Consider the following 26,274-nt stretch of genomic DNA (forward strand, 5'->3'; position numbering starts at 1 on the left):
TGGCAATATCCCTATATCACTGGGAGGCGTTCGGCAGCTGTCGAACGCCTCTTCTCATTTGGTTTCAATGCACTAAGCTCACCGCTGGCGGGGCGGCCCTGATATGATGCGGCAATACGAGCTCGTCGAACGCGTTCAGGCGTATAACCCGAACGTCGACGAGCAGCTTTTGAACAAGGCCTATGTCTATGCCATGCAAAAGCATGGCACGCAAAAGCGCGCCTCGGGCGACCCCTATTTTGCCCATCCCCTCGAAGTCGCCGCGATCCTCACCGACCTCAAGCTCGATGACGCCTCGGTCGCCGTGGCGCTGCTGCACGACACCATCGAGGACACCGACGCCACCCGCGCCGAGATCGACCAGCTCTTTGGCCCCGAAATCGGCGCCATTGTCGATGGCCTGACCAAGATCGAGCGCCTCAACCTCGTGTCACGCGAGGAAGCCCAGGCCGAAAACCTGCGCAAGCTCTTGCTGGCCATCAGCCAGGATGTGCGCGTCCTCCTCGTCAAACTGGCCGATCGCCTGCACAATATGCGCACGCTGCAATATATGCCGGCCAACAAGCGCGAGCGCATCGCCCAGGAAACCATGGATATCTATGCTCCCCTCGCGGGCCGCATGGGTATGCAGGACATGCGCAACGAGCTTGAGGACATCTCCTTCAAGATCCTGCAGCCCGAACATTACAAGGCCATCACCGAGCGGCTGGACCAGATGAAGGTCCATTACCGCGAAGCCATCGATACGATCTCGACCGAGCTGACCGAGCGCCTCGCCAGCGAAGGGATCACCGCGCGCGTCAAGGCCCGGGTCAAGTCGCCCTTTTCGATCTTCACCAAGATCGAGCGCAAATCCATCGCCCTCGAGCAGCTCTCGGACATGATCGGCTTCCGGGTGATCGTGGGCTCGATCGACGAGTGCTACCATACGCTGGGCGTGGTCCACACCCGCTGGAAGCTCGTGCCCGGTCGCTTCAAGGACTATATCTCCGTCCCCAAGCACAACGACTACCGCTCCATCCACACCACGATCGTGGGTCCCGGCCGGCAGCGCGCCGAGCTGCAGATCCGCACCGAGGAAATGGACCGGATCGCCGAATTCGGTATCGCCGCCCATAGCCTCTACAAGGATGGCGCCTCCGCCGATATGGGCCGGCTCGAGCAGGAATCGCAGGCCTATGGCTCGCTGCGCTCCACCATTGAGCATCTGACCGCCGGCGCCACCACCGAGGATTTCCTGGAATCCACCAAGCTGGAGCTGTTCCAGGATCAGGTGTTCTGCTTCACCCCGCGCGGCCGGCTGATCGCGCTGCCGCGCGGCGCCACCCCCATCGATTTCGCCTATGCGCTCCACACCGATATCGGCGACACCTGCGTAGGCGCCAAGATCAACGGCGCCATCCTGCCGCTTGTTACGCAGCTGCGCAGTGGCGATGAAGTCGAGATCATCCGCGACCGCAACCACCTGCCGCCCGCCAACTGGATCGGCATTGCCGCGACCGGCAAGGCCCGCTCGGCCATTCGCCGTTCCGTGCGCAACGCCGCCGCCCAGCGCGCCCTGGCGCTTGGCGAGAGCGTTCTCAACATGCTCCTCGATCGCGAAGGCGTATCCCTCGAGGAAAGCGAAGCCAAGGCGCTGGCCGAAGCCCTGCATATGCCGAGCAAGCGCGAACTGCTGATCGCGGTGGGCGAAGGCAAGATCGGCAGCGAGCAGCTGGGAACCGAACTCGCCGCGCTCAAGGGCCTCCGCAAACGCCGCCGCAAGCTTGATCTGCCCGTCGCCGATACCGCCGATGGCTGGTTCGCCCTGCGCGCCACTGACCTCTTCCGCTTCCGCGTGCCCGGCGGCCAGCGCGCCGGCGCCCGCGCCCGCGCCGCTCTTGCCCAGCTCGACTTCCACATGCCTGTGACTATTTCGGGGGAGGGGGTCGTGCCTGGCGATCGCTTGGTCGGCATCCTGCAGCCCGATGTGCCGATCACCGTCTATCCCATCCATTCCGAAGCGCTGGTCGACCTGCATGACAGCGATGTGGCTTGGGTGGATGTGCGCTGGAACCTCGATGGTGGCGGTGAAGAGCGGCTTTACCCCACTGTGGTCACCATGGAATCGGTCAACCGCCCCGGCTCGCTGGCGCAGATTTCCTCGGCCATTGCCGCCTGCGACGCCAACATCAACAATCTCGTGATGCGGATGATTTCGCCCGACTTCCACCAGATGATCTTTGAAATCGAAGTGCGCGACCTCGCTCAGCTCACCGATGTTCTGGCCACGCTCAAGCGCAGCCCGGGCCTGTCTTCGGTGCAGCGCGCCGGCATGCGCGAAGCCGGCATGATCTCGACCCTCGAATGGGATGGCCGGGTTGAACGGAGGGGCAATGACGAAGACCTGGAGTAAACCCGCCTCGCCAAACCCTGTCGCCGCCGGAGCCACGCCATGATCATCGGCTTGGGCTCGGACCTCTGCCAGATCAACCGCGTCGAGCAAACCCTTGTGCGCTTTGGCGACCGCTTCACCCAGCGCTGCTTCACTGAAATCGAGCAGCGCAAGTCCGATCGCCGCGCCGAGCGTGCCGCTTCCTACGCCAAGCGTTTCGCTGCCAAGGAGGCCTGCTCCAAGGCTCTGGGCACCGGCCTTAATTTCGGCGTCTATTGGCGCGACATGGGCGTAGTGAACCTTCCCTCGGGCAAACCCACAATGCAGCTCACCAATGGAGCGGCGCGGGCGCTGGAGCGTCTGGTTCCCCCCGGCCACGAGCCGTTGATCCACCTGACCATCACCGATGATGCCGGCTTGGCCCAAGCCTTCGTGATCATCGAAGCGGTGCCGGTTGACCAACCCACCACGACGCCTTAACGCTTCGGCGTAGCTTAACGGGATTATTCATGAGCCAGCCCGCCGGAAAAACTGTCAAGAAGGCCGAAACCAACGAGTGGTGGGATACCATTGTCGTCGTGGTCGAGGCCCTGCTGATCGCCATCGTGCTGCGCTCGTTTTTGTATCAGCCCTTTTCCATCCCCACCGCCTCCATGCAGCAGACGCTGATGATCGGCGACTACTTCGTCGCCAACAAATTCGTCTGGGGTTATGGCAAGCATTCCTTCTCGCTGGGACGCTACGGCGATTTCACGCTGCTCGATTTCGAGCTGCCTATCAACAGTCGCATCCTGGGGCGTGATCCCAATCGGGGCGACGTCGCGGTGTTCCGCCCGGTGCCGCAGAACATGGAATACATCAAGCGCATTGTCGGGCTCCCCGGCGATCGCATCCAGATGCGTGAAGGGCGGCTTTACATCAATGGCACCATGGTCGAGCGCGAGTTCCTCGGCACTGCCATGGATACCGATAGCGAAGGCGATACGCGCGAAGTTGCCGTTTATCGCGAAACTTTTCCCGATGGTAACGTCCACACCATCCAGGAAATCGGGGATAACGGCCCGCTCGACAACACCCCCGAATATGTCGTTCCCGCCAGCCACTATTTCATGATGGGTGACAATCGCGACCGCTCCGCCGATAGCCGCGTCCTGTCTTCGGTCGGCTATGTGCCGGCAGTGAACCTGATCGGCAAGGCTGAAGCGCGCTTCTTCTCCATCAAGGACAATATCCCACCCTGGCAGCTCTGGCAGTGGCCTGCCAATGTGCGCTGGGACCGGATGTTCCAGCAAATCGACAAATGAGCCGGCGGGCCCGTTCTCACGAAAAGCTGCAGTTTCGACTGGGCTATCAGTTTGCCGACGAAGACCTGCTTGAACGGGCGCTGACTCATTCCAGCGCCGTTTCACCGTCGCGGCGCATCGAGCGTTCCTATCAGCGGCTCGAATTCCTGGGCGATCGGGTGCTTGGCCTCGTCGTGGCCGATATGCTTTACCGGCGCTATCCCAAGGCCAATGAGGGCGAGCTTTCGCGCACGCTCAATACCCTGGTGCGCAAGGAAACCTGCGCCGTCATCGCGCGCCAACTCGATCTCGGCTCCGAGCTGCGGCTGGGCGAAAGCGAGGCGCGCACCGGCGGCGCCCACAAGGAAGCCATTCTGGGCGATGTCACCGAAGCGGTGATCGGCGCCATTTTTTGCGATGGGGGGCTCGGCAAGGCCTATGAATTCGTCGAGCGCTTGTTTGAGGAATTCCTGAGCGAAGGCAATGCCGGGCGCGCCGATGCCAAAACGACGCTGCAGGAATGGGCCCAGGCGCGCGGGCTCGAGCCACCCGCCTATACCCAGACCGAGCGCACCGGCCCCGACCACGCGCCCGAATTCACCATCACCGTTTCCCTTGGGGATTTTGAACCCCTCAGCGCCACCGGCCCTTCCAAGAAGATCGCCGAGCACAAGGCCGCCGAACTCTTCCTGGTGCGCCAGCAGGTCTGGAAGGATCCCGCATGACCGACATTACCCCCACTGACACCTCCTGCGGCTTTATCGCCCTGGTTGGCGCCCCTAACGCCGGCAAGTCGACGCTCCTCAATGCCCTTGTCGGCACCAAGGTCTCGATCGTTACCCACAAGGCCCAAACCACGCGCTCGCAGGTGCGCGGCGTCGTCACCATCGATAAGGCGCAACTGGTCTTCATCGACACCCCCGGCATCTTCACCCCCAAGCGCCGCCTTGAGCGCGCCATGGTGGATAGTGCGTGGGGCGGGGCAGGGGATGCCGATCTGGTCGCCTTCATCGTCGATGCCGAAAAGGGGCTGACGTCCGAGATCGAAACCTTGCTGGAAGGGCTGGCCAACGTCACCCATCCCAAGATCCTGATCCTCAACAAGATCGACACCATCAAGAACGAAGCCCTGCTTACGCTCAGCCAGGCGATCAACGAGAAGGTGCGCTTTGAAGCCACCTTTATGATTTCGGCCCTCAAGGGCTATGGCGTCAGCGACTTCATGGATTGGTGCATCAAGCACATTCCCCCCGGGCCCTGGCACTTCCCCGAGGATCACCTGACCGACCTGACCATGGCGATCACCGCCGCTGAGATCACGCGCGAAAAGCTGTTCCTGCGCGTCCATGACGAGATTCCCTACAACGCTACGGTCGAGACCGAGAGCTTCAAGATCCAGAAGGACGGCTCCTACAAGATCGACCAGGTCGTTTATGTCACCCGCGACAGCCACAAGAAGATCGTCTTGGGTGCCGGCGGGCAAACCATCAAGGCCATCGGCGCGGAATCCCGCAAGGAGCTGATGGCGATGTACGAAGTCCCCATCCACCTGTTCCTCTTCGTCAAGGTGCGCGAAAAATGGGCCGACGACCCCGAGCGCTACCGCGAAATGGGCCTGGAATTCCCCCATGGGAAAAACTGAGCGCTTCGCCTTTCTGCATCTGAGCTCTCAGTCGACACCCTCCCCCTCGCGGGGAGGGATCAAGGGTGGGGGGCGGCTGGCCAGTGTGCCGGGGCTCTTGCACCCCCTCCCGTCCTCTCCCATCAAGGGGGAAGTGCTGGCCCAGTGCGTTCCCGGCGCCCTTCCACGGCCCAGTCGGGCGAAAGCTCTCTTGTCACCAGCCCCGCAGTCGACACCCTCCCCCTTGTGGGGAGGGATGAAGGGAGGGGGTCCCTCAGTATCTCATCAGAGCTTGCGGGCCACCCCCTGAAATGGAATGGACCGGCGAAGGCCTGCTGATCGGAGTGCGCCGCCACGGCGAAACCAGCCTTGTGGCTGAAGCCATGGTGGCCGGGCGCGGCCGCCATTTGGGCCTCGTGCGCGGGGGCCGTTCCTCCAAGCTCGCCGCCGCCCTTCAGCCCGGCAACACCGTCCAGCTGGTCTGGCGTGCCCGTCTTGAAGATCACCTCGGCATCTTTGCCGTTGAACTGTTAACCGGCCGCGCCGCCATCCTCATGGCCGACAAGGCCCGGCTCTACCTCAGCCAGCTTGTCTGTGAACTGCTGCGCCTGCTGCCCGAACGCGACCCCCATGATCGCCTCCTCGCCATGGCGCTGCGCCTGCTCGATCGCCCGCTCGATGGCATGGCGCTCGCCCGCTTCGAGATCGCGGTGCTCGACGAACTGGGTTTCGGTCTTGACCTATCGGCCTGCGCTGCCACCGGCGTTACGGACAATCTGACCCATGTGTCCCCGCGTACGGGTCGCGCCGTTTCCAGCGCCGCCGCTCAACCCTATCTCGATCGCCTGTTGCCCTTGCCCTCCTTCCTGCTGAACGAAGACGACACTGCCTCTCCTGCCGATCTCGCCGCCGCCTTTCGCCTTTCGGCCCATTTCCTCGATCTGCATGTCTGGTATCCCCGCCAGCTGGCGCCACCTGCGACTCGTGAAACCCTGGTTGCAATCCTCACCACCGCCGCTTAGCGGCCAAGCGGGGCCGCAGCACCGCAATGTCTGGGCAAAAACCCCAGAAACCCTGCGCATTGGGGGCTTTGCGGCTATAGTGTTTCCCGATTCGTTCTCCTGAAAGTGCTGTGATGTCAGACGCCGATACACTCCCGCCCGCCGACAACCAGCGCGTTGTCGATCTGCGGCAGGCGCTGGAAGAACGCTATCTCAGCTATGCGCTGTCCACGATCACCCAGCGCGCGCTGCCCGATGCGCGTGACGGGCTCAAGCCCGTTCACCGCCGCATCATCCACGCCATGCGCCTGCTCAAGCTCGATCCCAATCAGGGCTACAAGAAATCGGCCCGTATCGTCGGCGACGTCATCGGTAAGTTCCACCCGCACGGCGACCAGTCGATCTACGACGCGCTGGTGCGTCTCGCCCAGGACTTTGCCCTGCGCTACCCGCTGGTCGACGGACAGGGGAACTTCGGCAATATCGACGGCGATTCCGCCGCCGCCATGCGTTACACCGAATCGCGCATGACGGAGGTGGCGACGCGCCTCCTTGAAGGCATTACCGAAGACGCCATCGACTTCCGCCCCACCTATGACGGCGAAGACGAAGAGCCGGTGGTGCTCCCCGCCAATTTCCCCAATCTTCTCGCCAATGGCTCCACCGGCATCGCCGTGGGCATGGCGACCTCCGTGCCGCCCCATAACCTCGTCGAGCTGTGCAATGCCGCGCTCAAGCTGATCCACAATCCGGCGGCCACCGTTGACGAACTGATCCATCGCGATTTCGCGGCTCCCCCCAGCAACGAAGATCTGGTGCGCGGCCCCGATTTCCCCACCGGCGGTCAGCTGGTGGAAACCCGCTCCGCCATTGTGCATGCCTATGAAACGGGCCGTGGCTCGTTCCGCCTGCGCGCGCAATGGAGCAAGGAAGAAAAGGGCCGCGGCGTTTACAACATCGTCGTCACCCAGATCCCCTATGGCGTGCAAAAGTCGCGGCTGGTCGAAAAGATTGCCGAGCTGCTGCTCGCCAAGAAACTGCCGCTGCTCAAGGATGTGCGCGACGAAAGCTCGGACGATATTCGCCTCGTCCTTGAGCCGCGCGCGGGCACCGTCGATGCCGTGATCCTCATGGAGCAGCTGTTCCGCGTCACCGATCTTGAGGTCCGCTTCCCGCTCAATCTCAACGTGCTCGATCGCGGCACGCTGCCGCGCGTGATGAGCCTGGCCGATGCGCTCAAGGCCTGGCTCGACCACCGCAAGATCGTGCTCGTGCGCCGCTCGCAGCACCGGCTGCAGCAGATCGCCAACCGCCTCGAAGTGCTCGAAGGCTATATCATTGCCTATCTCAACCTCGATGAGGTGATCCGCATCATCCGCGAGGAGGACGATGCCAAGGCCTCGTTGATGGCGACCTTCTCGCTCACTGACAACCAGGCCGAAGCCATCCTCAACATGCGCCTGCGCTCCTTACGCAAGCTCGAGGAACTGGAACTGCGCCAGGAGCACAAGAACCTGACGGCCGAAAAGGGCCGCCTGGAAGCGCTGCTCGCTTCCGACAAGCGTCAGTGGGGCGAAATCGCCAAGCAGGTCGAAGCCCTCAAGAAGGCCTATCCGCTTTTTGCGGAGGACGGCTCGCCTCATCCGCTGGGCGCCCGCCGCTCCATCCATGGCGCCGCCCCCAATGCCGATCACGCCGAAATCACCACCGCCTTTATCGAGCGCGAGCCGATCACCGTGGTTCTGTCGGAAAAAGGCTGGATCCGCAGCCTCAAGGGTCATGACGCCGCCATCGACGAAAAGGGCTTCAAGGCCGGCGATCGCCTCAAGCTCGCCTTCAATGCCGAAACCACCGACAAGCTCCTGATGCTGACCACCGGCGGCAAGGTTTATACCCTCTTTGGCGACAAGCTGCCGGGCGGGCGCGGCCAGGGCGAGCCCGTGCGCATCATGGTGGACATGGACGAGGACCAGGACATCGTGTCCCTCTTCGTGCATCGCCCCGGCGCCAAGCGCATCATCGCCTCGTCCAATGGCTACGGCTTTGTCGTGGGTGAGGACGAGATGATCGCCAATACCCGCAAGGGCAAGCAGATCCTCAATGTCACCGCCCCCGATGAAGCGCGCCTGCTCGTGCCATGCGAAGGCGACCGCGTCGCCGTGATCGGGCAGAACCGCAAGCTCCTCGTCTTCCCCCTGAGCCAGCTCGCCACCATGAACCGCGGCCGCGGCGTGCGCCTGCAACGCTACAAGGATGGCGGCATTTCCGATCTGAAATGCTTCTTCATCGCCGATGGTTTGACTTGGACCGACAGTTCCGGGCGCACCTTCACCAAGCCTGCCGAGGAACTGACCGACTGGATGGGCGATCGCGCCGCCGCCGGCCGCCAGCCCCCCAACGGCTTCCCCCGTAACAACAAATTCGTCGGCTAGCACACCGACCCGCACCCGAAAGCCCGGCCATGATCCGCAATTGCGTCTTCTTCCGCTTCCGCCCCGAAGTGCCCCAGGACGAGCGCGATGCCATCTATGCCGGGCTCAATGCGCTGGTCGGCCGCCTTCCGGGCCTCTTGTCCGCCCAGTTCGGCCCCAATGCCTCGCCCGAAGGGTTGGGGCAGGGCTTCAACCATGGCTTCATCATGGATTTTGCCGATGACGCGGCCCGCGATCATTACCTCGTCGATCCCGACCACGCGCAAGCCGGCGCCCGCCTCGTTGCCTCCTTGCAGGGCGGCCGTGACGGCCTCATCGTCTTTGATCTGGAGATGAACGGAGCCTAGACCGCTTCCTCGAGCCGGCACCAGCCCAGCGTGCCTTTTTGCACTTCCAGCGGCTGGAACTGCGCCTTGTAGGCCATCTTGGGCGAGTTCTTCACCCAATAGCCTAGATACACATAATCGAGCCCGGCGGCGCGCACCTGGGCGATGTGATCAAGGATCAGGAAGGTCCCCATGCTGCGATGGGCCAGGTCCGGATCGTAAAAGCTGTAGACCATCGAGAGCCCGTCGGGCATCACATCGGTCAGCGCCACCGCCACCAGCGGCATGTCCGGGTGGTTGCGCAGCCGATATTCCACCAGCACCGATTGCACGGGCGTGTCCTCGACCATGTATTCATAGTCGACAAAGCTCATCTGCGTCATGCCGCCCCCGGCATGGCGGGAATCGAGATAGCGTTTGAACAGGTCGTATTGCTCTGATGTCGCCGTGGTCGGGCGCACCTCGATCGCGAGGTCTTCATTGTTGCGCAGCACGCGTCGGAAGCGTTTGGAGGGCTCGAAGGCATCGGCCACGATCCGCACCGACTGGCAGGCGCAGCAATTCTCGCAGGCCGGGCGATAGATCAGGTTCTGGCTGCGCCGGAACCCGTTCTCGCTGAGCAGGTGATGCAGGCTCGCTGCTCGCCGCCCCGACAGATGGGTGAAGAGCTTGCGCTCCTGCTTGCCGGGCAAATACGGACACGGCATCGCTGCGGTCAAAAAGAGCTGGGTCGTTTCTGGTGTCTGGTCGGTCAACGCGGGACCTTTAGCTGCCAAGACGGGAACTGTAATCCGCTCCCGTCCGCCCTGCAATCGTTCAATATGCTTGGTTCATGCGCGCACGCTGCATCCGCCAGTGCCGCTCCATGGGGGAGCGACGCAGCATCAGCGTGCCGGTCAACAAATCGTGGATCATCTGCCGACGCGGCGTGAACAGCGCAAACAGCAGCGACACGGGCCAGGAGATCCAGACCGTGACCCAGAACACCGCCGCATGCAGGATCGCCATCCCGCCATTGAGCGGCTGCCCGCGCGCCGGCGTCAGCACCAGATCCATCATCTGCATGCCGACGGTCGCCCGCCGGGCCGAACCCAGCGTCACTGCATAATACAGGATGACCGACAGCGGCACGACCAGCGCCAGGGCACCCCAGGCCAGCCCGAAGGTCAAAAACCCCGCGATCAGCCCGACAAAGCTCAGCACCAGCACGATAACGCCCATCAGCACCAGATCGATCAGATAAGCCGACACGCGCCGCGTCAGCAAACCCTGGAACAGTTCCGGGGCGGAAGCGGGATCAGGCAGGGCAGGGGCGGCAGAATAAGTTGGGCTCATGACCAACAAATTGTCATAGCCGCGCCTCTGTGCAAGACCCCCGGCGCAAGGAATGCGCAGACGGGACCCTAGTCCCCCAGCGCCCGCGCCACTTCCAGCGCATAATAGGTCAAAACGCCATTGGCGCCCGCGCGCTTGAAGCCGTGCAGGCTCTCAAGAATGGCGGCCCCTCGATCAATCGCGCCCGCCGCGGCGGCCATCTCGATCATCGCGTATTCCCCACTCACCTGATAGGCATAGATGGGGATGTTGAAACTGTCCTTGGCCCGGCGGATGATGTCGAGATAGGGCATGCCCGGCTTGACCATCACGCTATCGGCGCCTTCGGCGATATCCTGCTCGATTTCGCGCAGCGCCTCGTCCGAATTGGCGTAATCCATCTGATAGGTCAGCTTGTCGCCCTTGAGCCGGCTGCCCGAACCCACCGCTTCCCGGAACGGCCCGTAAAAGCACGAGGCATATTTAGCCGAATAGGCCATGATCTGGGTGTCGTCGAACCCTTCGGCATCGAGCACCTGCCGGATGGCGCCCACCCGGCCGTCCATCATGTCCGAGGGCGCAATGATGTCGGCGCCCGCCTGCACCTGCACCAGCGCCGAGCGGATCATCACCGATACGGTCTCGTCATTGAGTACGCGGCCGTCCTGCACCAGCCCGTCCTGGCCGTCGCTGGAATATTCATCTAGGGCCACATCGGCGATGAGCCCGATCTCGGGCACCGCGCTCTTGATGGCGCTCAGCGCCTGGCACATCAGATTGCCCGAGTTATACGCCTCTTCGGCCCCTTCGCTGCGCAGATGGTCGGGCGTATTGGGGAACAGCGCCAGCGCCGGAATGCCCGCATCGCGCGCTTCGCGCGCTGCCGCCACGCACAAATCCACGCTCAACCGCTCCACACCCGGCATCGTCTCGATGCTCGAGCGCTCATTGCTGCCCTCGATCACGAACAGGGGCCAGATCAGGTCGGCGGGGGTAAGCATGGTCTCGCGCACCATTGCCCGGCTCCACGCCGATTGCCTTGTCCGGCGCAGCCGCCGCCCGTCAAGGAACCCCATATCGTGCTTCTGCCAATACTCGGCCATCACTAAAACTCCTTTGCGCCCATATCCATAGCAGCGCCCGCGCTCCCCCGAAAGACATTGCCTTGTCCAGTGCTTTGCAGAGGGTTAGAACTGCGCGCATGGAATTCAACGCCCGCTCCACCGCCCTTTATGTCCGCGTCATTGCCCTGGTGAGCCTGATGCTCGGCCTCAACGATGCTGCACGCCTCCTTGGCGTGCAGCTGGGGGCACAAAGCCCGATCGAAGCCTGGGGCGTCACTGGCTTTGTCTACCTCGCCATTTTCGCCGGCGCCCGGCTCTTTGCCGCAGTGGGCCTTTGGATCAAGGCGAGCTGGGGCGCGGTGCTCCTCGTCGGCGCCACCGGCGTCGAGCTCGTGCTCTACCTGCTCGGCAACCCCGATGTCACCATGACCGCACCCGGCTTTGCCGTGCGCCTGTTCCTCGTCGCCGCCATCATCGTGCTCTTTGCGCTCAACTGGCGCCACCGCCGCGCCCAAGCCGCCGACTGAGGCCCGCAACGCCCCCATCGGCATTGCCGCGCTCCTGCCACGCTGTTGCGAAACCATGGCACCGAGACCGCAATCAACCGGGGGAGGTTTTCCAGTGGATGACCTTTGGCAGATCGAGCGTAGCCTCTGGCTCGATGGCGTTGAGGCTTACCGGACCCATATGGCCGGCCAGTGCCTGATGGCCTTCGGCCCGGTGGGGACCATGGCTAACGCGGCAGTCCTTTCCAGTCTCGATCACGCGCCGCGCTGGTCCAGCGTTGCCTTTGCCAGTCAAACCGCCATCCGACCTGGCGACGTTCTGGCTGTTTTGTCCTATGAAGCGCAGGCCGAGCGCGCCGGCGCCCCGCCTTACCGCGCTCTCTGCACCTCGACTTACCTTCGCCAGCCCCAGGGCTGGAAGATCGTGCAGCATCAGCAAACCCAGCTCTCCTGAGCCTGCCCAAAACTTTCACCCGATCTCCTGGAGTGTTCATGCAGCCCGCCGTCTTTGTTCTTGCCGCTGCTTTCCTGCTGCTGCCACTGCAGGCAACTCAGGCCAAGACCATCTGCACTGTTGTGGCCGATGCGGAGAGTGGCACCATCCTGCTGGAAGAGGGGGATTGCCGCACCCGCGTCACCCCGGCATCGACCTTCAAGCTAGCCTTGAGCGCGATGGGCTATGACGCCGGCGTTCTCTCCAATGCCACTACGCCTACCCTCCCGTTCCAGCCCGGCTACCCCGATTGGGGTGGGCCGGAGTGGCAGCAGCCCACCAACCCGCTGCGCTGGATGAAGCATTCCGTGGTCTGGTTCTCCCAGCAGATCGCCGCAAAGCTTGGCGTCGAGCGCCTGCAGGGCTACGCCCAGGATTTCGGCTACGGCAATGCCGACTTGGCCGGCGATCCCGGGCAGGACAATGCCCTTGAGCGCGCCTGGATCAGCTCGTCCCTCCAGATCGCCCCGGTCGAGCAGGTGGCGTTCTTGCGCCATCTCGTCAATGGCACTCTGCCGGTGGAGCCGCACGCAATCGACATGACCATGGCCATTGTCGAGAGTTGGCCGACCTCCGCTGGCTGGACGGTTTCTGGCAAGACCGGATCGGCCTATCCGCGCCGGGCTGATGGCTCGTTCGACCGCGCGAGGGGCTGGGGATGGTTCGTCGGCTGGGCCGAGCACGACACACGGCGCCTGGTCTTCGCGCGCCTCCTTCAGGACGAGGAGCGGCAGCGCAGTTCAGGGGGAATCCGGGCGCGCAACGACGTATTGGAGCACTGGGATGAACTTGTCGTGAGGCTTCCTCAGTAGAGCTCGCCGAGCCGGCACATGAAGCCACTGCCACCCGACGTTTTCACGAGGTTTTCCTCCTTAACTCCGTCTTTAGGTTACAATTGTGTTGGTGGGTGTAACGAAGAATAAAGCCAAATTCTCGTTGTTTTCCCGTAAGATAGTTTTAAGCGTGTGGCTTAGGCGCATGTTAGCGGGGGACGCCATATTTTCCTCTCATGAGATGCGAAAAGTCGCACGGACAGCAACAGCGAGGCTCAAATGGTAGGCAAATCGAACGCCAGCGAGGCCATGGTACCCGAGCAGCCCAAGCGGCTGAAGCCACTCTATCTGGAAGCCGTTTCACGCGTTGAACGGCTCCATCGCCGCCTGCTCGACCTGATCAAGGACGAGTTTGACCGCATGGGTTGGGACGACATCAACCCGGTTCAGGCGCTGCTGATGTTCAACATCGGCGATGCGGAACTGACTGCAGGAGAGCTGCGCTCGCGGGGCTATTACCTGGGGTCCAACGTTTCCTATAACCTCAAGAAACTCGTCGAAAGCGGCTATATCTTCCAGGAACGCTCGCGTTCCGACCGCCGCTCGGTGCGCATCAAGCTTTCCCCCAAAGGTGAGGAAGTGGCCGAAGTGATCGACGAACTCTATGACCGTCATCTCAAATCCATCGACAAGGTCGGTGGTCTGGGGGATGACGAGTTTGACGGCCTCAACAAGGCCCTCGCGCGCCTCGAACGCTTCTGGGTCGATCAGATCCTCTACAAGCTCTAGGCTCGTCTTAGTAAAACTGTAGCAATGGTGCCACACACCAAGTGAAACGCTGGCCTCGGCCGGCGTTTACTTATTTGTGCCGCAAACTGACGACACAGCGCTGGTTACGCGGTTGAAACCATTTCCCGCGTAATGATGGTTCCTGAATTCTGAAGCTCGCCCGTTCGGGTGACCCTGGCGGTGGGCTGCGGAACACGATGGTAAGACCCTTCGCAACTCGCGACGGGCAAATTGGATGTGTTTAGATGCGGTTGAATCGACGTTCACTCCTCCGGTCCATGGCCGTTGCCGGAGCCAGCGCTGCCCTTCCTTCCGCCGTTTGGGCGCAGGACGGCAGCATCTTGGATCTGTTCTCGGGCAATCGGACCCTGCGCGAAATCGACTCCGACGGCAACACGGCCGCCGCCGAAGCCTTGATTGCGACCAATGAGCCGATCTTGTCCTTTGATACGGCCTATAATCTGCAGCTGGCGATCTCCCAGTATGAGCCCTTTGTCGCCGCCGGCGGCTGGGAAGAAGTCCCCCAGGAAGCCTATGGTCTGTCCAGCGGCAAGAAGGGCAAGCCGGCCATCGCGCTCAAGCGCCGCCTGATCTCGTCAGGCGATATGGCGCTGGTCGAAAATGTCGATGATGTGGTCGATGAAGTCACCGATCGCGGCATCCGCACCTTCCAGGCCCGCCACGGCCTGATCGTCAACGGCAAGATCGACGAGCCCACCTGGTACGCCCTCAACGTTCCCGCCCAGACGCGCCTCAACCAGCTCTACCTGAATTTCCAGCGGGTGCAGAACCTCGCCCCGAACCTGTCCGAGCGCTATGTGGTGGTCAACATTCCCGCCGCCACCATCGAGGCGGTTGCTGGCGGCATGGTCGAGCAGCGCCACGTCGCCGTGGTCGGCCGTGTCGATCGCGCCACCCCGATCATGGCCAGCAAGATCAGCCAGATCAACTTCAATCCCTATTGGCACGTGCCCAAGTCGCTGGTCCGCAAGGACCTGACCAAGTACATGCAGGAAAACCCCAACTACTTGGCCGAGCAGAACATCTTCATCTATGATGGCTCGGGCAACAAGATCGATCCTGCCACGATCAACTGGGCCAATATCAGCGATGCAGAAGTGAACTACATGTATCGCCAGGAGCCAGGCGCCGCCAACTCCATGGGCCACTGCAAGATCAACTTCTACAACCCCTATGACTGCTACCTGCACGACACCCCGACCAAGGCTCTGTTCGGCGAAAATGCACGGTTCCACTCTTCGGGCTGCGTGCGCGTCGAAAGCGTGCATCAGCTGGTGAGCTGGCTGTTGCGGGACAATGGTGATTGGACCCAGGACCGGGTCAACGCCACCTTCGAGTCGCTCGAACGTCTCGACGTCAAGTGCGAGGGTCAGGTGCCGATCCACACCACCTACATCACCGCCTGGGCCAACCGGCAGGGCACGGTCAGCTTCCGCGATGACGTTTACAACTTCGACGCGCAGGGCAAGACGACCTTCGAAGCTTAAGCGACGCACTTATCGAGGCCCTCCTTCGGGAGGGCCTTTTTTGTATGGTCCACAATTGAGGGCAGGGCGGGAGTAACATCCGCCCCGAGACAAGATGAACGACGTTCAGGTTCTGTTTGAATTCGTTCAGGTTGGCGCCCAGATGCGCGTCGCGGCCATCGACAGCGCCACTGGGACCGAGGTCGTTGTGATCACGCCGGCCGCCGCAACCCGCACCCAGATGCAGCAAGTGGCGCTCGCCAAACTTCGCCGGCGCCTCGCCGAAACGCCGGCACCCGCCGCAACACCACGTCTGTTCTAGTAAAAAGCCCGGCAAACCCGGGCTTTTTGGAGGAGCTAGCTGCTAGAGATTGCAGCGGTGACGATAGCCGTCATAGCCGAGGAACGTATCGGTGCGCGCATCATAGGAGCGATAGCGCGCATAGCAGGCCCGAACATGGGCACTATAGGACGGCCCGTAATCATAAACCGGGCCGATCAAGCGATCACCGCGGCGATTGTCGTTGGCGATGGCTCCGCCCACGATTGCGCCAAGGCCAAAGCCCAGCACACCGGCGGCAACTGCGCCACCGCCATTACCGCGCCAGCCGCGATGATGATGCCTACGCGGGCGCCAGTCGCCCCGGTCATGCCAGTCGCGATCGTGCCAGCCGCGATCATGGCGACTGAACAGGCCCTGCGCCTCGGCGGGGACCGATCCGGAAAAGGCCAGCAAGCCGGCCATAGCTACGGCGCCTACGGTATTGAAGATGGTTTTCATGATAAACTCCTGCCCCCACGTGGCCGGCCTATCCGGTCTCCAACTGCTAAAATGATCCAGCGGCCCGCAAGTTGCGTCACATAAGCGAATAGCTAACGCGCCCTTGGATTGAGCCCGCGCTTTGTGCTACAGGCTGCGCCATACCACCCACCACAACCCAATATCTTGGATTCTGGAGTACGCCATGAGCGCTGCTGCCTCTCTTCCGCTCTTTCCTCGGTTCTTCTCCGCCGGTCTGGCAGAAACCGATCCCGAAATCGCGGGCGCGATCAGCAGCGAGCTGGGTCGTCAGCAGCACGAAATCGAGCTGATTGCTTCGGAAAACATCGTCTCGCGCGCTGTGCTTGAAGCCCAGGGCTCGATCATGACCAACAAATATGCCGAGGGCTATCCGGGCAAGCGCTACTATGGCGGCTGCCAGTTTGTCGATATTGCCGAAAACCTCGCCATCGAGCGCGCCAAGCAGCTGTTCGGCGCCGGCTTTGCCAATGTGCAGCCCAATTCCGGCTCGCAGATGAACCAGGCGGTGTTCCTGGCGCTGCTGCAGCCCGGCGACACCTTTATGGGCCTCGACCTCAATTCGGGCGGGCACCTGACGCATGGTTCGCCCGTCAACATGAGCGGCAAGTGGTTCAATGTCGTGTCCTATGGCGTGCGCCCCGACGATCACCTCCTTGATATGGACGAAGTCGAGCGCCTGGCCCACGAGCACAAGCCCAAGCTGATCCTGGCCGGCGGCACGGCCTATTCCCGCTTCTGGGATTGGGCGCGCTTCCGCCAAATCGCCGACGCGGTTGGCGCTTACCTCATGGTCGATATGGCCCACATCGCCGGTCTCGTTGCCGGCGGTGTCCATCCCTCCCCAGTGCCCTATGCCCATGTGGTCACCACCACCACGCATAAATCACTGCGCGGTCCGCGCGGCGGCATGATCCTCACTAATGACGCGGACATCGCCAAGAAGGTGAACTCCGCCGTGTTCCCAGGCCTGCAGGGCGGGCCCCTGATGCATGTGATCGCCGCCAAGGCCGTCGCCTTCAAGGAAGCGCTGCAGCCCGAGTTCCGCGCTTATGCGCAGCAAGTCGTCACCAATGCCCGTGCTTTGGCCGAAACGCTCAAGTCCCACGGGCTCGATGTTGTCTCGGGCGGCACTGACAACCATCTTATGCTTGTGGATCTGCGCAAGAAGAACGCCACCGGCAAGCGGGCAGAGCAGGGGCTTGGCCGCGCCTATATCACCTGCAACAAGAACGGCATTCCCTTCGATCCGGAAAAGCCCTTCGTCACCTCGGGCATTCGCCTCGGCACCCCTGCCGGCACCACCCGCGGCTTTGGGGTCGCCGAATTCCAGGAGATCGGCAATCTCATCGTTGAGGTTCTCGATGGTTTGCGGGAAGCCAATTCCGAAGAGGGCAATGCCATGGTCGAAGCCGCGGTGCGCGACAAGGTCGTCGCCCTCACCAACCGCTTCCCCATCTACCAGTAAGGCATAGGCATGCGCTGTCCCTATTGCGGCGACGACGATACGCAGGTCAAGGACAGCCGCCCGACCGAGGATTCCGGCGCCATCCGGCGCCGGCGCATCTGCACCGGCTGCGGCGGCCGCTTCACGACCTTCGAGCGCGTGCAACTGCGCGACCTGACCGTGGTCAAGAAAAGCGGCCGCAAGGTCCCGTTTGATCGCGAAAAGCTTGCCCGCTCCGTTTACACTGCCCTGCGCAAGCGCTCGGTGAATCCCGAGCGCATCGAGCGCATGATCTCGGGGATCGTGCGCCAACTCGAATCCCTGGGTGACGTGGAAGTGACCTCCGACCAGATCGGCGAATATGTCATGGAGGGCCTCAAGGGGCTCGACGACGTGGCCTTTGTCCGCTTCGCCTCGGTCTACAAGAACTTCTCGGCTGCCGACGACTTCCGCTCGTTTCTGTCCGAATTGGCGCAGGCCAACAGCAGCCCGCCGCTGCCTGAAGACTGATCCCGTGTTTCACCCGGTCGCGCTTTTCCAACGCGCAATGAACCGGCCACCCCCCATTCGAGTTACCCCCTCATGGCTCAAGCCCCCAAACGCGATCCGCAAACCGACCGACCCGCCAATCAGCGTGGTGCTGCCCGGCTGGCAGCGGTGCAGGCGCTTTATCAGATGGATGTCGGGCACCAGAGCCTGGAAGACACCCTCGCGCAGTTCGGCGCCTTTCATCTCGGCCGCGAGATCGAGGGCGAGCAGTATTTGCCCGCTGACGCCGATTTTTTCCGCCAGATCGTAGTTGGCGTCGCCAAGCACCAGCTCGAAGTCGATCCTGCCGTTGATCGGGCGTTGGCGGAAGGCTGGCCCATGGAACGCGTCGATGCCACGCTGCGCGCCATCCTGCGCGCCGCCGCCTTTGAGCTGCTACGCCGCCGCGATATTCCGCCCCGCGTCGTCATCACCGAATATGTGGATGTGGCCAAGGCCTTTTACGAGGACGATGCCAGCGGGCTGGTCAATGCCACGCTTGATGCCATGGCGCGCGAACATGGCAACAACCTCAGCGAAACGCTCTAGCCAATAAAAAAGCCCCGGTCTCCCGGGGCTTTTGTGTCACTGGGGCAGCCTTGCCTCAGAACGAATTGAGGATCGAATCCACAAACGAGCGATCCTCGCCAAACGATGGGGTACGGCGGCTCTCGATGGTCACCGTCTTGCCGTCGGCCAGCGAATACACCGCTTTGTCGACCACCTTGTTGTTCTTGTCGAAATACACCACCAGCACCGTGCGGGACTTGATGTTGGTCAGCCCGAAATTGGTCTGCTGCACCTTGGTTTCGACATAGTAGAAGGCCGACTGGTCGCCAAAGGTATTGGTGGTCTGGGGCGATCCCAGCACCAGCGTCACCAGCTCCTTGCTTTGGCCGACGCGGATCTGCGCCAGCGCGCTTTCCGAAATTTCATAGCCCTGGGTCCGGTTTTTGACAAAGGCAGTGCTGCTGCCGGTACAGCCGGCAAGTGCCACGGCAATCACAGCGGCGGCAGCAAACGGCATCATCGGTCCGAGGGCGAAACGCACAGGCATGAATTTGACTTTCCAGATGGCACTCGATTATAGCCGTCCCCACGAATTCGTGGTCTTTCCGGCCGCCGAAATGTGTACCTGCCAAGGCGCCAATCTGGCAAGGTGGCAATCACCCGTCCGCAGGTCCTGCTTCGTGTTTGACCGATCAAGACGCTGAGCGCAATCCATGATCCTCTCCCTGTTCCGCAAGAACCCTGCTGCCGAGCCCGTTTACGCCGTTTATAGCGCCATTGTGTCTCAATCCCGGCAGCCCGTCTTCTATCGCGATTGGGGCGTGCCCGACACCGTCACCGGGCGCTTCGACATGATCAGCCTGCATCTGGCGCTGCTGTTTCGCCGCCTGCGCTCGGAAGATGCGCCCACCAGGGAATTCAGCCAGGCAGTGTTTGACCTGTTCTTCAAGGACATGGACCGCTCCCTGCGTGAAATGGGCGTCGGCGACATGGCAGTGCCCAAGAAAATTCAGAAAATGGGCAATATCTTCTTTGGTTTGCTCGCTGCCCTTAATGTTGCCATCGACAGCAATGATCGTGCAGCTCTCGAATCGGTGCTGACGCGCAATGTGCTCGATGGCGCCGAGCCGGCCCAGGTCGCGGCGCTCGCCGATTATGTGCTGGCGCTCGATGCGGCTTTGGCGCGCCAGTCGAGCCAGGCGATCACCACTGGCACCCTTTCCTTTGAGGTAGCGGCATGAAGCACACTGATGCACCCATTATCGACGCTGTGATCCGGGTGGATCGGTTGCCTGCAACGGGCCGCGAGATCGAGGTTCACCCCGAAGCCGCAGCGCTCGCTGCGCTGGCCGAGCAACTCAAGCTATCTGCCGTGGAGCAATTCGGCGCCAAACTGGTGGCGACCCCACTGCGCGGCGGCATCCGGGTGCTCGGTCGGCTGACCGCGCGCATCGTGCAGCCATCCGTCGTGACCTTTGAGCCCGTGACCCAGGAGATCGACGAGCCGGTGGACCGCGTCTTCCTGCCTGAGCCCGATCAGGCCCACAAGGCCACGCCCGGCTCGGAACTGTTCATCGACCTCGAGGATGATGATTTTCCCGATCACATCGACGGGCCCGAGGTTGACCTCAGCGCCTTGCTGATCGAGACCCTGGCCTTGGCCATCGACCCCTATCCGCGCTTGCCCGGCGAAAGCCTCGACGCCTTGGGTATTGTGGCGCCCCCCGAAGATCAGGGGCCGTTCGCGAGCCTGCGCCAGCTCAAGACTGGCGACGATAAATAAGAACTTGCCCTCTTGGCCGGGCTTGCGCCGACCCCATGGTGGGGTATGGTGCCGCCGAGCCTTCCGGGGACCAACCATAGGCCGAAATGACTGACACGATAACCATCTCAGTGGACGCAATGGGTGGCGACAACGCCCCCCGAGCCGTGATCCACGGTGCGCTTTTGGCCTGGCGCGAGCACCCCGATAGCCGCTTCATTTTCCATGGCCGCCAGGAACAGATCAGCCCCTTGCTCGATGAGTTCTCGGAGCTCAAGCCGGTCAGCACCGTCAATCACTGCGAAGCGGTGATCGCCATGGATGAAAAGCCGAGCCAGGCCCTGCGCAAGGGCAAGGGCACGTCGTCCATGTGGATGGCTATCCAGGCGGTCAAGGATGGCCAGGCCGATGTGGCAATCTCGGGCGGCAACACCGGCGCCCTGATGGCCATGGCAACTTTTTGCCTCCGGCCCATGGAAGGCATTGCCCGTCCCGGCATTGCGGCGATCTGGCCAACGCTGCGCACCGACATCATCGTGCTCGATATGGGCGCCACCATTGGCGCCGATGCGCGCCAACTGGTGGATTACGCCATTCTGGGCTCGGCGCTCGCTCGGGCGCTATTCAACCATGAATCCCCCACCATCGGGCTGCTCAATGTGGGCACCGAGGAAGTGAAGGGCCTCGATTCCATCAAGGAGGCCGGCCGCATCCTCGCCGATGCCAGCGGCGCCGGTTTCACCTATCACGGCTTTGTCGAAGGCGATGACATCGGTAAGGGCACGGTTGATGTGGTCGTCACTGAAGGCTTTGTTGGCAATATCGCCCTCAAAACCGCCGAAGGCACCGCCCGCCAGGTTGGCAAATACCTCTCCAACGCCCTCAAGGCCAATCTGATGAGCCGAATCGGCGCGCTCTTTGCCATGTCGGCCCTCAAGCAGCTACGCCATAGGATGGATCCTCGCACCGTCAATGGCGGCGTGTTCCTGGGCCTCAATGGCGTTGTCATCAAGTCCCATGGCGGCACCGATGAAATCGGCTACAAGAGTGCCCTGGGCCTTGCCTATGAAATGGGGCGTAACCGCCTGATCGATAAGATCGGCGACAGCATGAAGCGTTTCCCCGTCAGTGCCGTTGCCGAAACTCCACCTCCACCATCCGAGGCGAACCCGGCGTGACCAAGACTCGTTCTATTATTCGCGGCGTGGGCGCCTATCTGCCCGAAAAAATCCTGACCAATGCCGAACTGGCCAAGATGGTGGATACCTCCGACGAGTGGATCCAGCAGCGGGTCGGCATCAAGGAGCGCCACATCGCCGCCGAAGGTCAGTTCACCTCTGATCTGGCCGTTGCTGCCGCCCAGCAGGCGCTCGATGCCGCCGGCATGACGCCCCACGACATCGACCTCATCATCGTCGCGACCACCACGCCCGATTACACCTTTCCGGCCGCGGCGACCTTGGTGCAGATGAAGCTGGGCATGCATCACGGCATGGCCTTTGACCTGCAGGCGGTATGCTCGGGCTTTGTGTATGCGGTCGCCACTGCCGACAGCTACCTGCAGAACGGCCTTGCCAGCCGCGCCCTCGTGATTGGTGCCGAAACCTTTTCGCGCCTGCTGGACTGGAGCGATCGCGGCACCTGCGTCCTGTTCGGCGACGGCGCCGGTGCGGTGATCATGGAGCGGGTGGAAATCGCTGATGGCGCGCCCGATCGCGGCGTTCTTGCCTCCGCCCTGCGCTCCGATGGCCACCATTGGGACAAGCTCTATGTGGATGGCGGCCCGTCCTCCACCAAGGGCGTCGGCCATGTGCGCATGCAGGGGCCCGAAGTGTTCCGCCATGCCGTCGGCAAGATCACCGATGTGGTCTACGACACGCTCGACAAGGCCGGCTACACCGTGGACGACCTCGACTGGTTCGTGCCCCACCAGGCCAACCGCCGCATCATCGATGGGGCAGGGGCCAAGCTCGGCTTGCCCCCCGAAAAGGTGGTGATCACCGTCGATCGCCACGCGAACACATCGGCCGCCTCAGTTCCCCTCGCGCTCAGCGTTGCGGTGGCCGATGGCCGCATCAAAGAGGGTGACCTGGTGATGCTCGAAGCCATGGGCGGCGGCTTCACCTGGGGTGCTTCGCTTATTCGCTGGTAAGCCTTTTTGGCTGCATTGACCTGAGGTGTTTCAAGGCGTTAGTGTTAACGGCGGGCCGGAGGAGCCCGGTGCGGCAATCGCTGGAAGCATGTGAACTAAGCGGGTGGCAACACTGTTCTGTGGCCGCTGCCCGGGCGAAACGCGCTGGGTGCTGCCGCCACAAGCAGGCAAGCAATCGGCCTGTTTGCATGGGCCGGCCCTGACGTCCAAACGGGGGTGCGAATGACTCAGAAGACAGTAACGCGGGCTGACCTGGCGGAGGCCGTTTATGGCTCGGTAGGTCTGTCCCGAACCGAATCGGCGGAATTGGTCGAGCGCGTGCTCGATCTGATCTCGGAGGCGCTGATTTCGGGCTCCAATGTGAAGCTCTCCTCGTTTGGCTCCTTCCAGGTACGCTCCAAGAACGAGCGGATCGGGCGCAATCCCAAGACTGGTGAGGAAGTGCCGATCCTGCCGCGGCAGGTTCTTGTGTTCAAACCCAGCAACGTATTGAAATCCAAGATCAACAAATCTATGGTCACCGCGGAAAAGTAAGGCGTTTTTTGCCAAGGGGTGTGTGTTGGACAAGTCTCCCGACGCCTTCCGGACCATTTCCGAGGCTGCTGAAGAACTCGACCTGCCCCAGCACGTGCTGCGGTTCTGGGAGACGCGCTTCTCCACGATCAAGCCTCTCAAACGCGGTGGTGGGCGCCGCTATTATCGGCCCGAAGACGTGCTGCTGCTGCGCGGCATCCGTCATCTGCTCTATGATCAGGGCTTTACCATCAAGGGCGTCCAGCGCATTCTCAAGGATCAGGGTAGTCGCTATGTCATCGCTGTGGGCGAGGGCAAGCCGGTGGAAGACATCTTGCCCATGATCGAAATGGCCGAAGAAGCCGGCGACGAAGCCGAGATCGAAGAAGCGGTAATGACCGCCAGCCCCGCACTGGATAAGGAGGCGCGCAACAAGCTCTCCGACGTGCTGCGCGAACTCCTGGAATGCAAGCGCCTGCTCGAGCGGGCGCGCGAAACCTGATCTAGCCGAACACCACCGTCTTGTGCCCGTTCAGCATCACCCGATTTTCGAGGTGCAGCTTGACGGCCCGCGCCAGCACCCGGCTCTCGATATCGCGGCCAGCCGCCAGCATATCCTCAGGGCTCATCGAATGGGTGACCCGGGCGGTTTCCTGCTCGATGATCGGGCCCTCATCGAGGTCCGGCGTCACGTAATGTGCCGTTGCCCCGATCAGCTTGACCCCGCGCTCATGGGCCTGGTGATAGGGTTTCGCTCCCTTGAAGCTGGGCAGGAACGAGTGGTGGATATTGATGATCTTGCCAAAGAGCCGCGTCGAGAGCGTATCGGACAGTACCTGCATATAGCGCGCCAGCACCACCAGATCAGCGCCGCTTTCCTGCACCAACGCCAGCACCTTGGCTTCCTGCTCGGCCTTGTTGCTCGTATTCACCGGCCACAGATGAAACGGAATGCCTTCGTTATCGGCGATCCGCTGCGCCTCAGGGTGGTTGGACACGATAGCTACCACCTCGGCATCGAGCCACCCAACGCGGATCTGGTAGAGCAGGTGCAGGAGGGCATGGTCGAACTTCGAGACCATGATCACGATCTTGGGCCGGCGCGACAGCGGCACCAGCGTGGTCTTCATCCCGAACCGCTCAATCGGGGCGCGCAGCGCCCGCTCCAGCGCATCGCGATCGACGCCCTCGGGCGCAGCAAAGGCCAGCCGCATAAAGAAGGTGCCGGTCTGCCGGTCCCAGAACTGGTTGCTTTCGGCGATATTGGCACCCAGCGCCGCCAATTCGGTGGTCACCGCGGCGACAATGCCCGGCTTGTCCACGCAGCTTAGCGTCAGCACATATCCAGCTTGTTGCTCGCTTGTCGGCGCCATTGATTCCCTCCGCCTTGGTCTTGGGCTGGCGAGGAGATAGCGCCCCCCGGCACGATCGACAACGCTTTCCCGGCGGAATGCTCAATCATTCCGAATCAATCGCCCGCCGGGAGAGGCCGGGGCGCCGTAGCGCCCCGGCTCAGCGTGACGCCGGAACGCTGCGCCCGCTATCCTGCCGCATGATGAACAGCGATGCCCCTACGATCAACAGCGCGCCGGGCCAGAACCAGAGATCTGGCGCCTGGGAGAGGATGAGCCAGCTCGCCAGCACATTGAGCGGCAGCTTGAGATCATCAAAGGGTTGCAGATAGGTCGCGTCTGCCACCGCATAGGCCTTGGCCAGCAGATACTGTGCCGCCGCCGACAGGAACCCGATCAGCACCATCAGCCACAGCACTTCGCCGCCCGGAATGGCCAACCCGGTCGGGATCAGGAACAGCGCATTGGCGGGTGTCATCAGCAGCATCAGGTAAAGCGTGATCGATTCGGGCGTTTCGAACCGAGTAAGATATTTGGTCAGCAGCGACGATCCCGCCCACAGCGCCGCCGCGAGGATCGGCAACAGCGCCGCCCAGGTGAACACTGAGCTCCAGGGTTGCAGGATAATCATCGCGCCGGCAAACCCGGTCACCGTGGCCAGGATTCTCGGCAACCGCACCTGCTCGCCCAGGAACAACCAGGCCCCCAGGATAATGAAGAACGGCGAGGTCATCACCAGCGCGATCACCTGCCAAAGCGGCACGCCCAAGGCAAAGGCAAAGCCAAAGGCCTGCGCGCCGGCGGCCGACAGCACGATGCGCACGAGATGCACCACGGGATGACGCGTCTTTAGGGCCTTGAGGCCCATGTTCCACACCAATGGGATGCAGAGCAGCGCCGCAATTAGATACTGCCAGAACACGGCAGAGGTGGAGGGAAAGCCCAACTGATAAGTGGCAATGGGCGTGGCGACATTGACGCCGGCATAGGCAATCCCGGCGCCCAGCATCAGCATGGCGCCCTGGATGGAAGGTGAAATCTGCCGACGGGGGGAGGCGGAGGCAATCTGGCTCAACGAGTTATCCTTTCGCGTAAGACCCAGCTACCTCAGGGTTTACGGGAAGGAATGGCGCTCAACCCCCGCAGCGGCACAACCGCAACGAAGCTCGAGCTCCAAAGCCAGACCCGTTCTCTCTCATCCGGACTATGACCGTCGGCTCCGGAATCACACCGGATCTGCTGACCCCGACCTGCGCCGGGCGCTCGCGGGCTTGGGTTTCCCCTTACCGCCGGTGGGGAATTACACCCCGCCCTGAGAACGAATGCAGGAAACATCTCCTGCAGCGCCAAACATAGGGCAGGGGGGCAGGCCAGACAAGACGGGGACACCGGTGTAACCGATAGGGCTCGCATGCGTCCTAAGGCGCTCCGAACTCGGGGCGAACTTGGTTGTCATCTTCCAGCATGAAGAAGTAGTCGGCGTGAAATGCGTTCTCCAGGCTAAAGCAGTCGTCAAGATTTTGGACGCCGAATTTCTGCGGCTGGTTGTGAACATAGCGAACGCGCGGATCCCCGAGCTCCTCGAGCACACTACGCGCGCTGCCATCTGGGCAATCATCGCGCACCTCACAGATCCATTCGCCATGGCTTTGCGCCCGTAGGCACTGAATGGCTCGTTGGAGCGGTTCCGAGCCACGGTAGGTCGGGGTCCTGACAAGCACCAAAGGCATACGACCCTTCGCCCTGAC

Annotated in this window: 31 protein-coding genes and 1 riboswitch; of the genes, 23 read left to right on the top strand and 8 right to left on the bottom strand. The window is 62.3% G+C overall.

The window, feature by feature from the left end:
- Positions 1–103: 103 nt before the first annotated feature.
- The 8 genes from HRU92_RS02540 to HRU92_RS02575 all read left to right on the top strand — a co-directional run bounded on the left by HRU92_RS02540 (position 104) and on the right by HRU92_RS02575 (position 9,058).
- Positions 104–2,395, top strand: a complete 2,292-nt coding sequence (locus tag HRU92_RS02540) for a bifunctional (p)ppGpp synthetase/guanosine-3',5'-bis(diphosphate) 3'-pyrophosphohydrolase (RefSeq protein WP_127752507.1) — start codon at positions 104–106, stop codon at positions 2,393–2,395.
- Between the two features lie 39 nt (positions 2,396–2,434).
- A complete protein-coding gene (acpS, locus tag HRU92_RS02545) occupies positions 2,435–2,854 on the top strand; it encodes a holo-ACP synthase (RefSeq protein ID WP_172122882.1) in 420 nt (139 codons plus the stop codon).
- A 29-nt stretch (positions 2,855–2,883) separates the two neighbouring features.
- Positions 2,884–3,678 carry a signal peptidase I gene (gene lepB, locus HRU92_RS02550; protein ID WP_172122883.1) on the top strand — a complete coding sequence of 265 codons (795 nt, stop codon included), beginning with the start codon at positions 2,884–2,886 and terminating at the stop codon, positions 3,676–3,678.
- A complete protein-coding gene (gene rnc / locus HRU92_RS02555; RefSeq protein WP_127752510.1) occupies positions 3,675–4,382 on the top strand; it encodes a ribonuclease III in 708 nt (235 codons plus the stop codon). Before lepB ends, rnc begins: the two co-directional genes overlap by 4 nt.
- Positions 4,379–5,299: a GTPase Era gene (gene era, locus HRU92_RS02560; protein ID WP_172122884.1), complete on the top strand. Its 921-nt coding sequence runs from the start codon at positions 4,379–4,381 to the stop codon at positions 5,297–5,299. The genes rnc and era overlap by 4 nt, the downstream gene beginning before the upstream one ends.
- 290 nt (positions 5,300–5,589) lie before the next feature.
- The gene (gene recO, locus HRU92_RS02565; protein ID WP_172122885.1) at positions 5,590–6,300 is read left to right on the top strand and encodes a DNA repair protein RecO; all 711 of its coding nucleotides are present in this window, start codon (positions 5,590–5,592) and stop codon (positions 6,298–6,300) included.
- A gap of 113 nt (positions 6,301–6,413) precedes the next feature.
- The gene (parC, locus tag HRU92_RS02570; protein ID WP_172122886.1) at positions 6,414–8,711 is read left to right on the top strand and encodes a DNA topoisomerase IV subunit A; all 2,298 of its coding nucleotides are present in this window, start codon (positions 6,414–6,416) and stop codon (positions 8,709–8,711) included.
- A 29-nt stretch (positions 8,712–8,740) separates the two neighbouring features.
- Positions 8,741–9,058, top strand: a complete 318-nt coding sequence (locus HRU92_RS02575) for a Dabb family protein (protein WP_173087516.1) — start codon at positions 8,741–8,743, stop codon at positions 9,056–9,058.
- On the opposite strand, the gene HRU92_RS02580 is transcribed toward HRU92_RS02575, so the two are convergent.
- From HRU92_RS02580 to hemB, 3 genes are all read right to left on the bottom strand, one after another.
- On the bottom strand, positions 9,055–9,792 hold the full coding sequence (locus tag HRU92_RS02580) for an arginyltransferase (RefSeq protein ID WP_172122888.1): 738 nt from the start codon (positions 9,790–9,792) through the stop codon (positions 9,055–9,057). The genes HRU92_RS02575 and HRU92_RS02580 overlap by 4 nt on opposite strands.
- 61 nt (positions 9,793–9,853) lie before the next feature.
- Positions 9,854–10,372: an RDD family protein gene (locus HRU92_RS02585; protein WP_172122894.1), complete on the bottom strand. Its 519-nt coding sequence runs from the start codon at positions 10,370–10,372 to the stop codon at positions 9,854–9,856.
- A gap of 68 nt (positions 10,373–10,440) precedes the next feature.
- Complete coding sequence (hemB, locus tag HRU92_RS02590) at positions 10,441–11,454, bottom strand: porphobilinogen synthase (protein WP_210258525.1); 1,014 nt, start codon at positions 11,452–11,454, stop codon at positions 10,441–10,443.
- 98 nt (positions 11,455–11,552) lie between these two features.
- Between hemB and HRU92_RS02595 the strand changes: the two genes are divergently transcribed.
- The 6 genes from HRU92_RS02595 (at position 11,553) to HRU92_RS02620 (ending at position 15,785) form a co-directional block, all read left to right on the top strand.
- A complete protein-coding gene (locus HRU92_RS02595) occupies positions 11,553–11,942 on the top strand; it encodes a DUF6163 family protein (RefSeq protein ID WP_127752517.1) in 390 nt (129 codons plus the stop codon).
- Between the two features lie 94 nt (positions 11,943–12,036).
- Positions 12,037–12,375 carry a DUF4440 domain-containing protein gene (locus tag HRU92_RS02600; RefSeq protein WP_172122896.1) on the top strand — a complete coding sequence of 113 codons (339 nt, stop codon included), beginning with the start codon at positions 12,037–12,039 and terminating at the stop codon, positions 12,373–12,375.
- 38 nt (positions 12,376–12,413) lie between these two features.
- Positions 12,414–13,226: a class D beta-lactamase gene (blaOXA, locus tag HRU92_RS02605; RefSeq protein WP_172122897.1), complete on the top strand. Its 813-nt coding sequence runs from the start codon at positions 12,414–12,416 to the stop codon at positions 13,224–13,226.
- Between the two features lie 240 nt (positions 13,227–13,466).
- On the top strand, positions 13,467–13,976 hold the full coding sequence (locus tag HRU92_RS02610) for a MarR family winged helix-turn-helix transcriptional regulator (protein ID WP_127752520.1): 510 nt from the start codon (positions 13,467–13,469) through the stop codon (positions 13,974–13,976).
- 341 nt (positions 13,977–14,317) lie between these two features.
- Positions 14,318–15,484 (top strand): L,D-transpeptidase family protein, encoded by a 1,167-nt coding sequence (locus HRU92_RS02615; RefSeq protein ID WP_172122898.1) that lies wholly within the window; start codon positions 14,318–14,320, stop codon positions 15,482–15,484.
- A 94-nt stretch (positions 15,485–15,578) separates the two neighbouring features.
- Positions 15,579–15,785 carry a serine hydroxymethyltransferase gene (locus HRU92_RS02620; protein WP_127752522.1) on the top strand — a complete coding sequence of 69 codons (207 nt, stop codon included), beginning with the start codon at positions 15,579–15,581 and terminating at the stop codon, positions 15,783–15,785.
- Between the two features lie 42 nt (positions 15,786–15,827).
- Here the strand turns inward: HRU92_RS02620 and HRU92_RS02625 are convergent, their stop codons facing one another.
- Entirely contained in the window at positions 15,828–16,244 is a 417-nt protein-coding gene (locus HRU92_RS02625) for a BA14K family protein (protein ID WP_127752523.1), read from the bottom strand.
- Between the two features lie 184 nt (positions 16,245–16,428).
- Here HRU92_RS02625 and glyA point away from each other — a divergent pair, with 184 nt between their 5' ends.
- The 3 genes from glyA to nusB all read left to right on the top strand — a co-directional run bounded on the left by glyA (position 16,429) and on the right by nusB (position 18,786).
- Positions 16,429–17,730 carry a serine hydroxymethyltransferase gene (gene glyA / locus HRU92_RS02630; protein WP_172122899.1) on the top strand — a complete coding sequence of 434 codons (1,302 nt, stop codon included), beginning with the start codon at positions 16,429–16,431 and terminating at the stop codon, positions 17,728–17,730.
- Between the two features lie 9 nt (positions 17,731–17,739).
- Positions 17,740–18,219: a transcriptional regulator NrdR gene (nrdR, locus tag HRU92_RS02635; RefSeq protein WP_173087518.1), complete on the top strand. Its 480-nt coding sequence runs from the start codon at positions 17,740–17,742 to the stop codon at positions 18,217–18,219.
- A gap of 72 nt (positions 18,220–18,291) precedes the next feature.
- The gene (gene nusB, locus HRU92_RS02640) at positions 18,292–18,786 is read left to right on the top strand and encodes a transcription antitermination factor NusB (RefSeq protein ID WP_127752526.1); all 495 of its coding nucleotides are present in this window, start codon (positions 18,292–18,294) and stop codon (positions 18,784–18,786) included.
- Between the two features lie 55 nt (positions 18,787–18,841).
- Here the strand turns inward: nusB and bamE are convergent, their stop codons facing one another.
- Positions 18,842–19,294: an outer membrane protein assembly factor BamE gene (gene bamE, locus HRU92_RS02645; protein WP_127752527.1), complete on the bottom strand. Its 453-nt coding sequence runs from the start codon at positions 19,292–19,294 to the stop codon at positions 18,842–18,844.
- A 166-nt stretch (positions 19,295–19,460) separates the two neighbouring features.
- On the opposite strand from bamE, the gene HRU92_RS02650 reads away from it, so the two are divergent.
- From HRU92_RS02650 to HRU92_RS02675, 6 genes are all read left to right on the top strand, one after another.
- Positions 19,461–19,988 (top strand): ubiquinol-cytochrome C chaperone family protein, encoded by a 528-nt coding sequence (locus HRU92_RS02650; RefSeq protein ID WP_172122900.1) that lies wholly within the window; start codon positions 19,461–19,463, stop codon positions 19,986–19,988.
- Positions 19,985–20,530, top strand: coding sequence for a DUF177 domain-containing protein (locus HRU92_RS02655; RefSeq protein WP_172122901.1), 546 nt, complete (start codon positions 19,985–19,987; stop codon positions 20,528–20,530). The genes HRU92_RS02650 and HRU92_RS02655 overlap by 4 nt, the downstream gene beginning before the upstream one ends.
- Before the next feature lie 86 nt (positions 20,531–20,616).
- Positions 20,617–21,687: a phosphate acyltransferase PlsX gene (plsX, locus tag HRU92_RS02660; protein ID WP_127752530.1), complete on the top strand. Its 1,071-nt coding sequence runs from the start codon at positions 20,617–20,619 to the stop codon at positions 21,685–21,687.
- Positions 21,684–22,661 (top strand): beta-ketoacyl-ACP synthase III, encoded by a 978-nt coding sequence (locus HRU92_RS02665; RefSeq protein WP_173087520.1) that lies wholly within the window; start codon positions 21,684–21,686, stop codon positions 22,659–22,661. Before plsX ends, HRU92_RS02665 begins: the two co-directional genes overlap by 4 nt.
- A gap of 222 nt (positions 22,662–22,883) precedes the next feature.
- Positions 22,884–23,195 (top strand): integration host factor subunit alpha, encoded by a 312-nt coding sequence (locus tag HRU92_RS02670; protein ID WP_127752532.1) that lies wholly within the window; start codon positions 22,884–22,886, stop codon positions 23,193–23,195.
- A gap of 25 nt (positions 23,196–23,220) precedes the next feature.
- Positions 23,221–23,676, top strand: coding sequence for a MerR family transcriptional regulator (locus HRU92_RS02675; protein ID WP_127752533.1), 456 nt, complete (start codon positions 23,221–23,223; stop codon positions 23,674–23,676).
- Between the two features lies 1 nt (position 23,677).
- On the opposite strand, the gene purU is transcribed toward HRU92_RS02675, so the two are convergent.
- From purU to HRU92_RS02690, 3 genes are all read right to left on the bottom strand, one after another.
- Complete coding sequence (purU, locus tag HRU92_RS02680; RefSeq protein WP_172122903.1) at positions 23,678–24,547, bottom strand: formyltetrahydrofolate deformylase; 870 nt, start codon at positions 24,545–24,547, stop codon at positions 23,678–23,680.
- A 139-nt stretch (positions 24,548–24,686) separates the two neighbouring features.
- The gene (locus HRU92_RS02685) at positions 24,687–25,601 is read right to left on the bottom strand and encodes a DMT family transporter (protein ID WP_248305250.1); all 915 of its coding nucleotides are present in this window, start codon (positions 25,599–25,601) and stop codon (positions 24,687–24,689) included.
- Positions 25,602–25,709: 108 nt separating this feature from the next.
- A riboswitch (FMN riboswitch) is annotated at positions 25,710–25,850 on the bottom strand.
- Positions 25,851–25,944: 94 nt separating this feature from the next.
- The gene (locus tag HRU92_RS02690; RefSeq protein WP_172122904.1) at positions 25,945–26,256 is read right to left on the bottom strand and encodes a glycosyltransferase; all 312 of its coding nucleotides are present in this window, start codon (positions 26,254–26,256) and stop codon (positions 25,945–25,947) included.
- Positions 26,257–26,274 lie beyond the last annotated feature (18 nt).

The sequence above is a fragment of the Devosia sp. 1635 genome, assembly GCF_013185955.1.
In the GTDB taxonomy this organism is placed as follows: Bacteria; Pseudomonadota; Alphaproteobacteria; order Rhizobiales; family Devosiaceae; genus Devosia.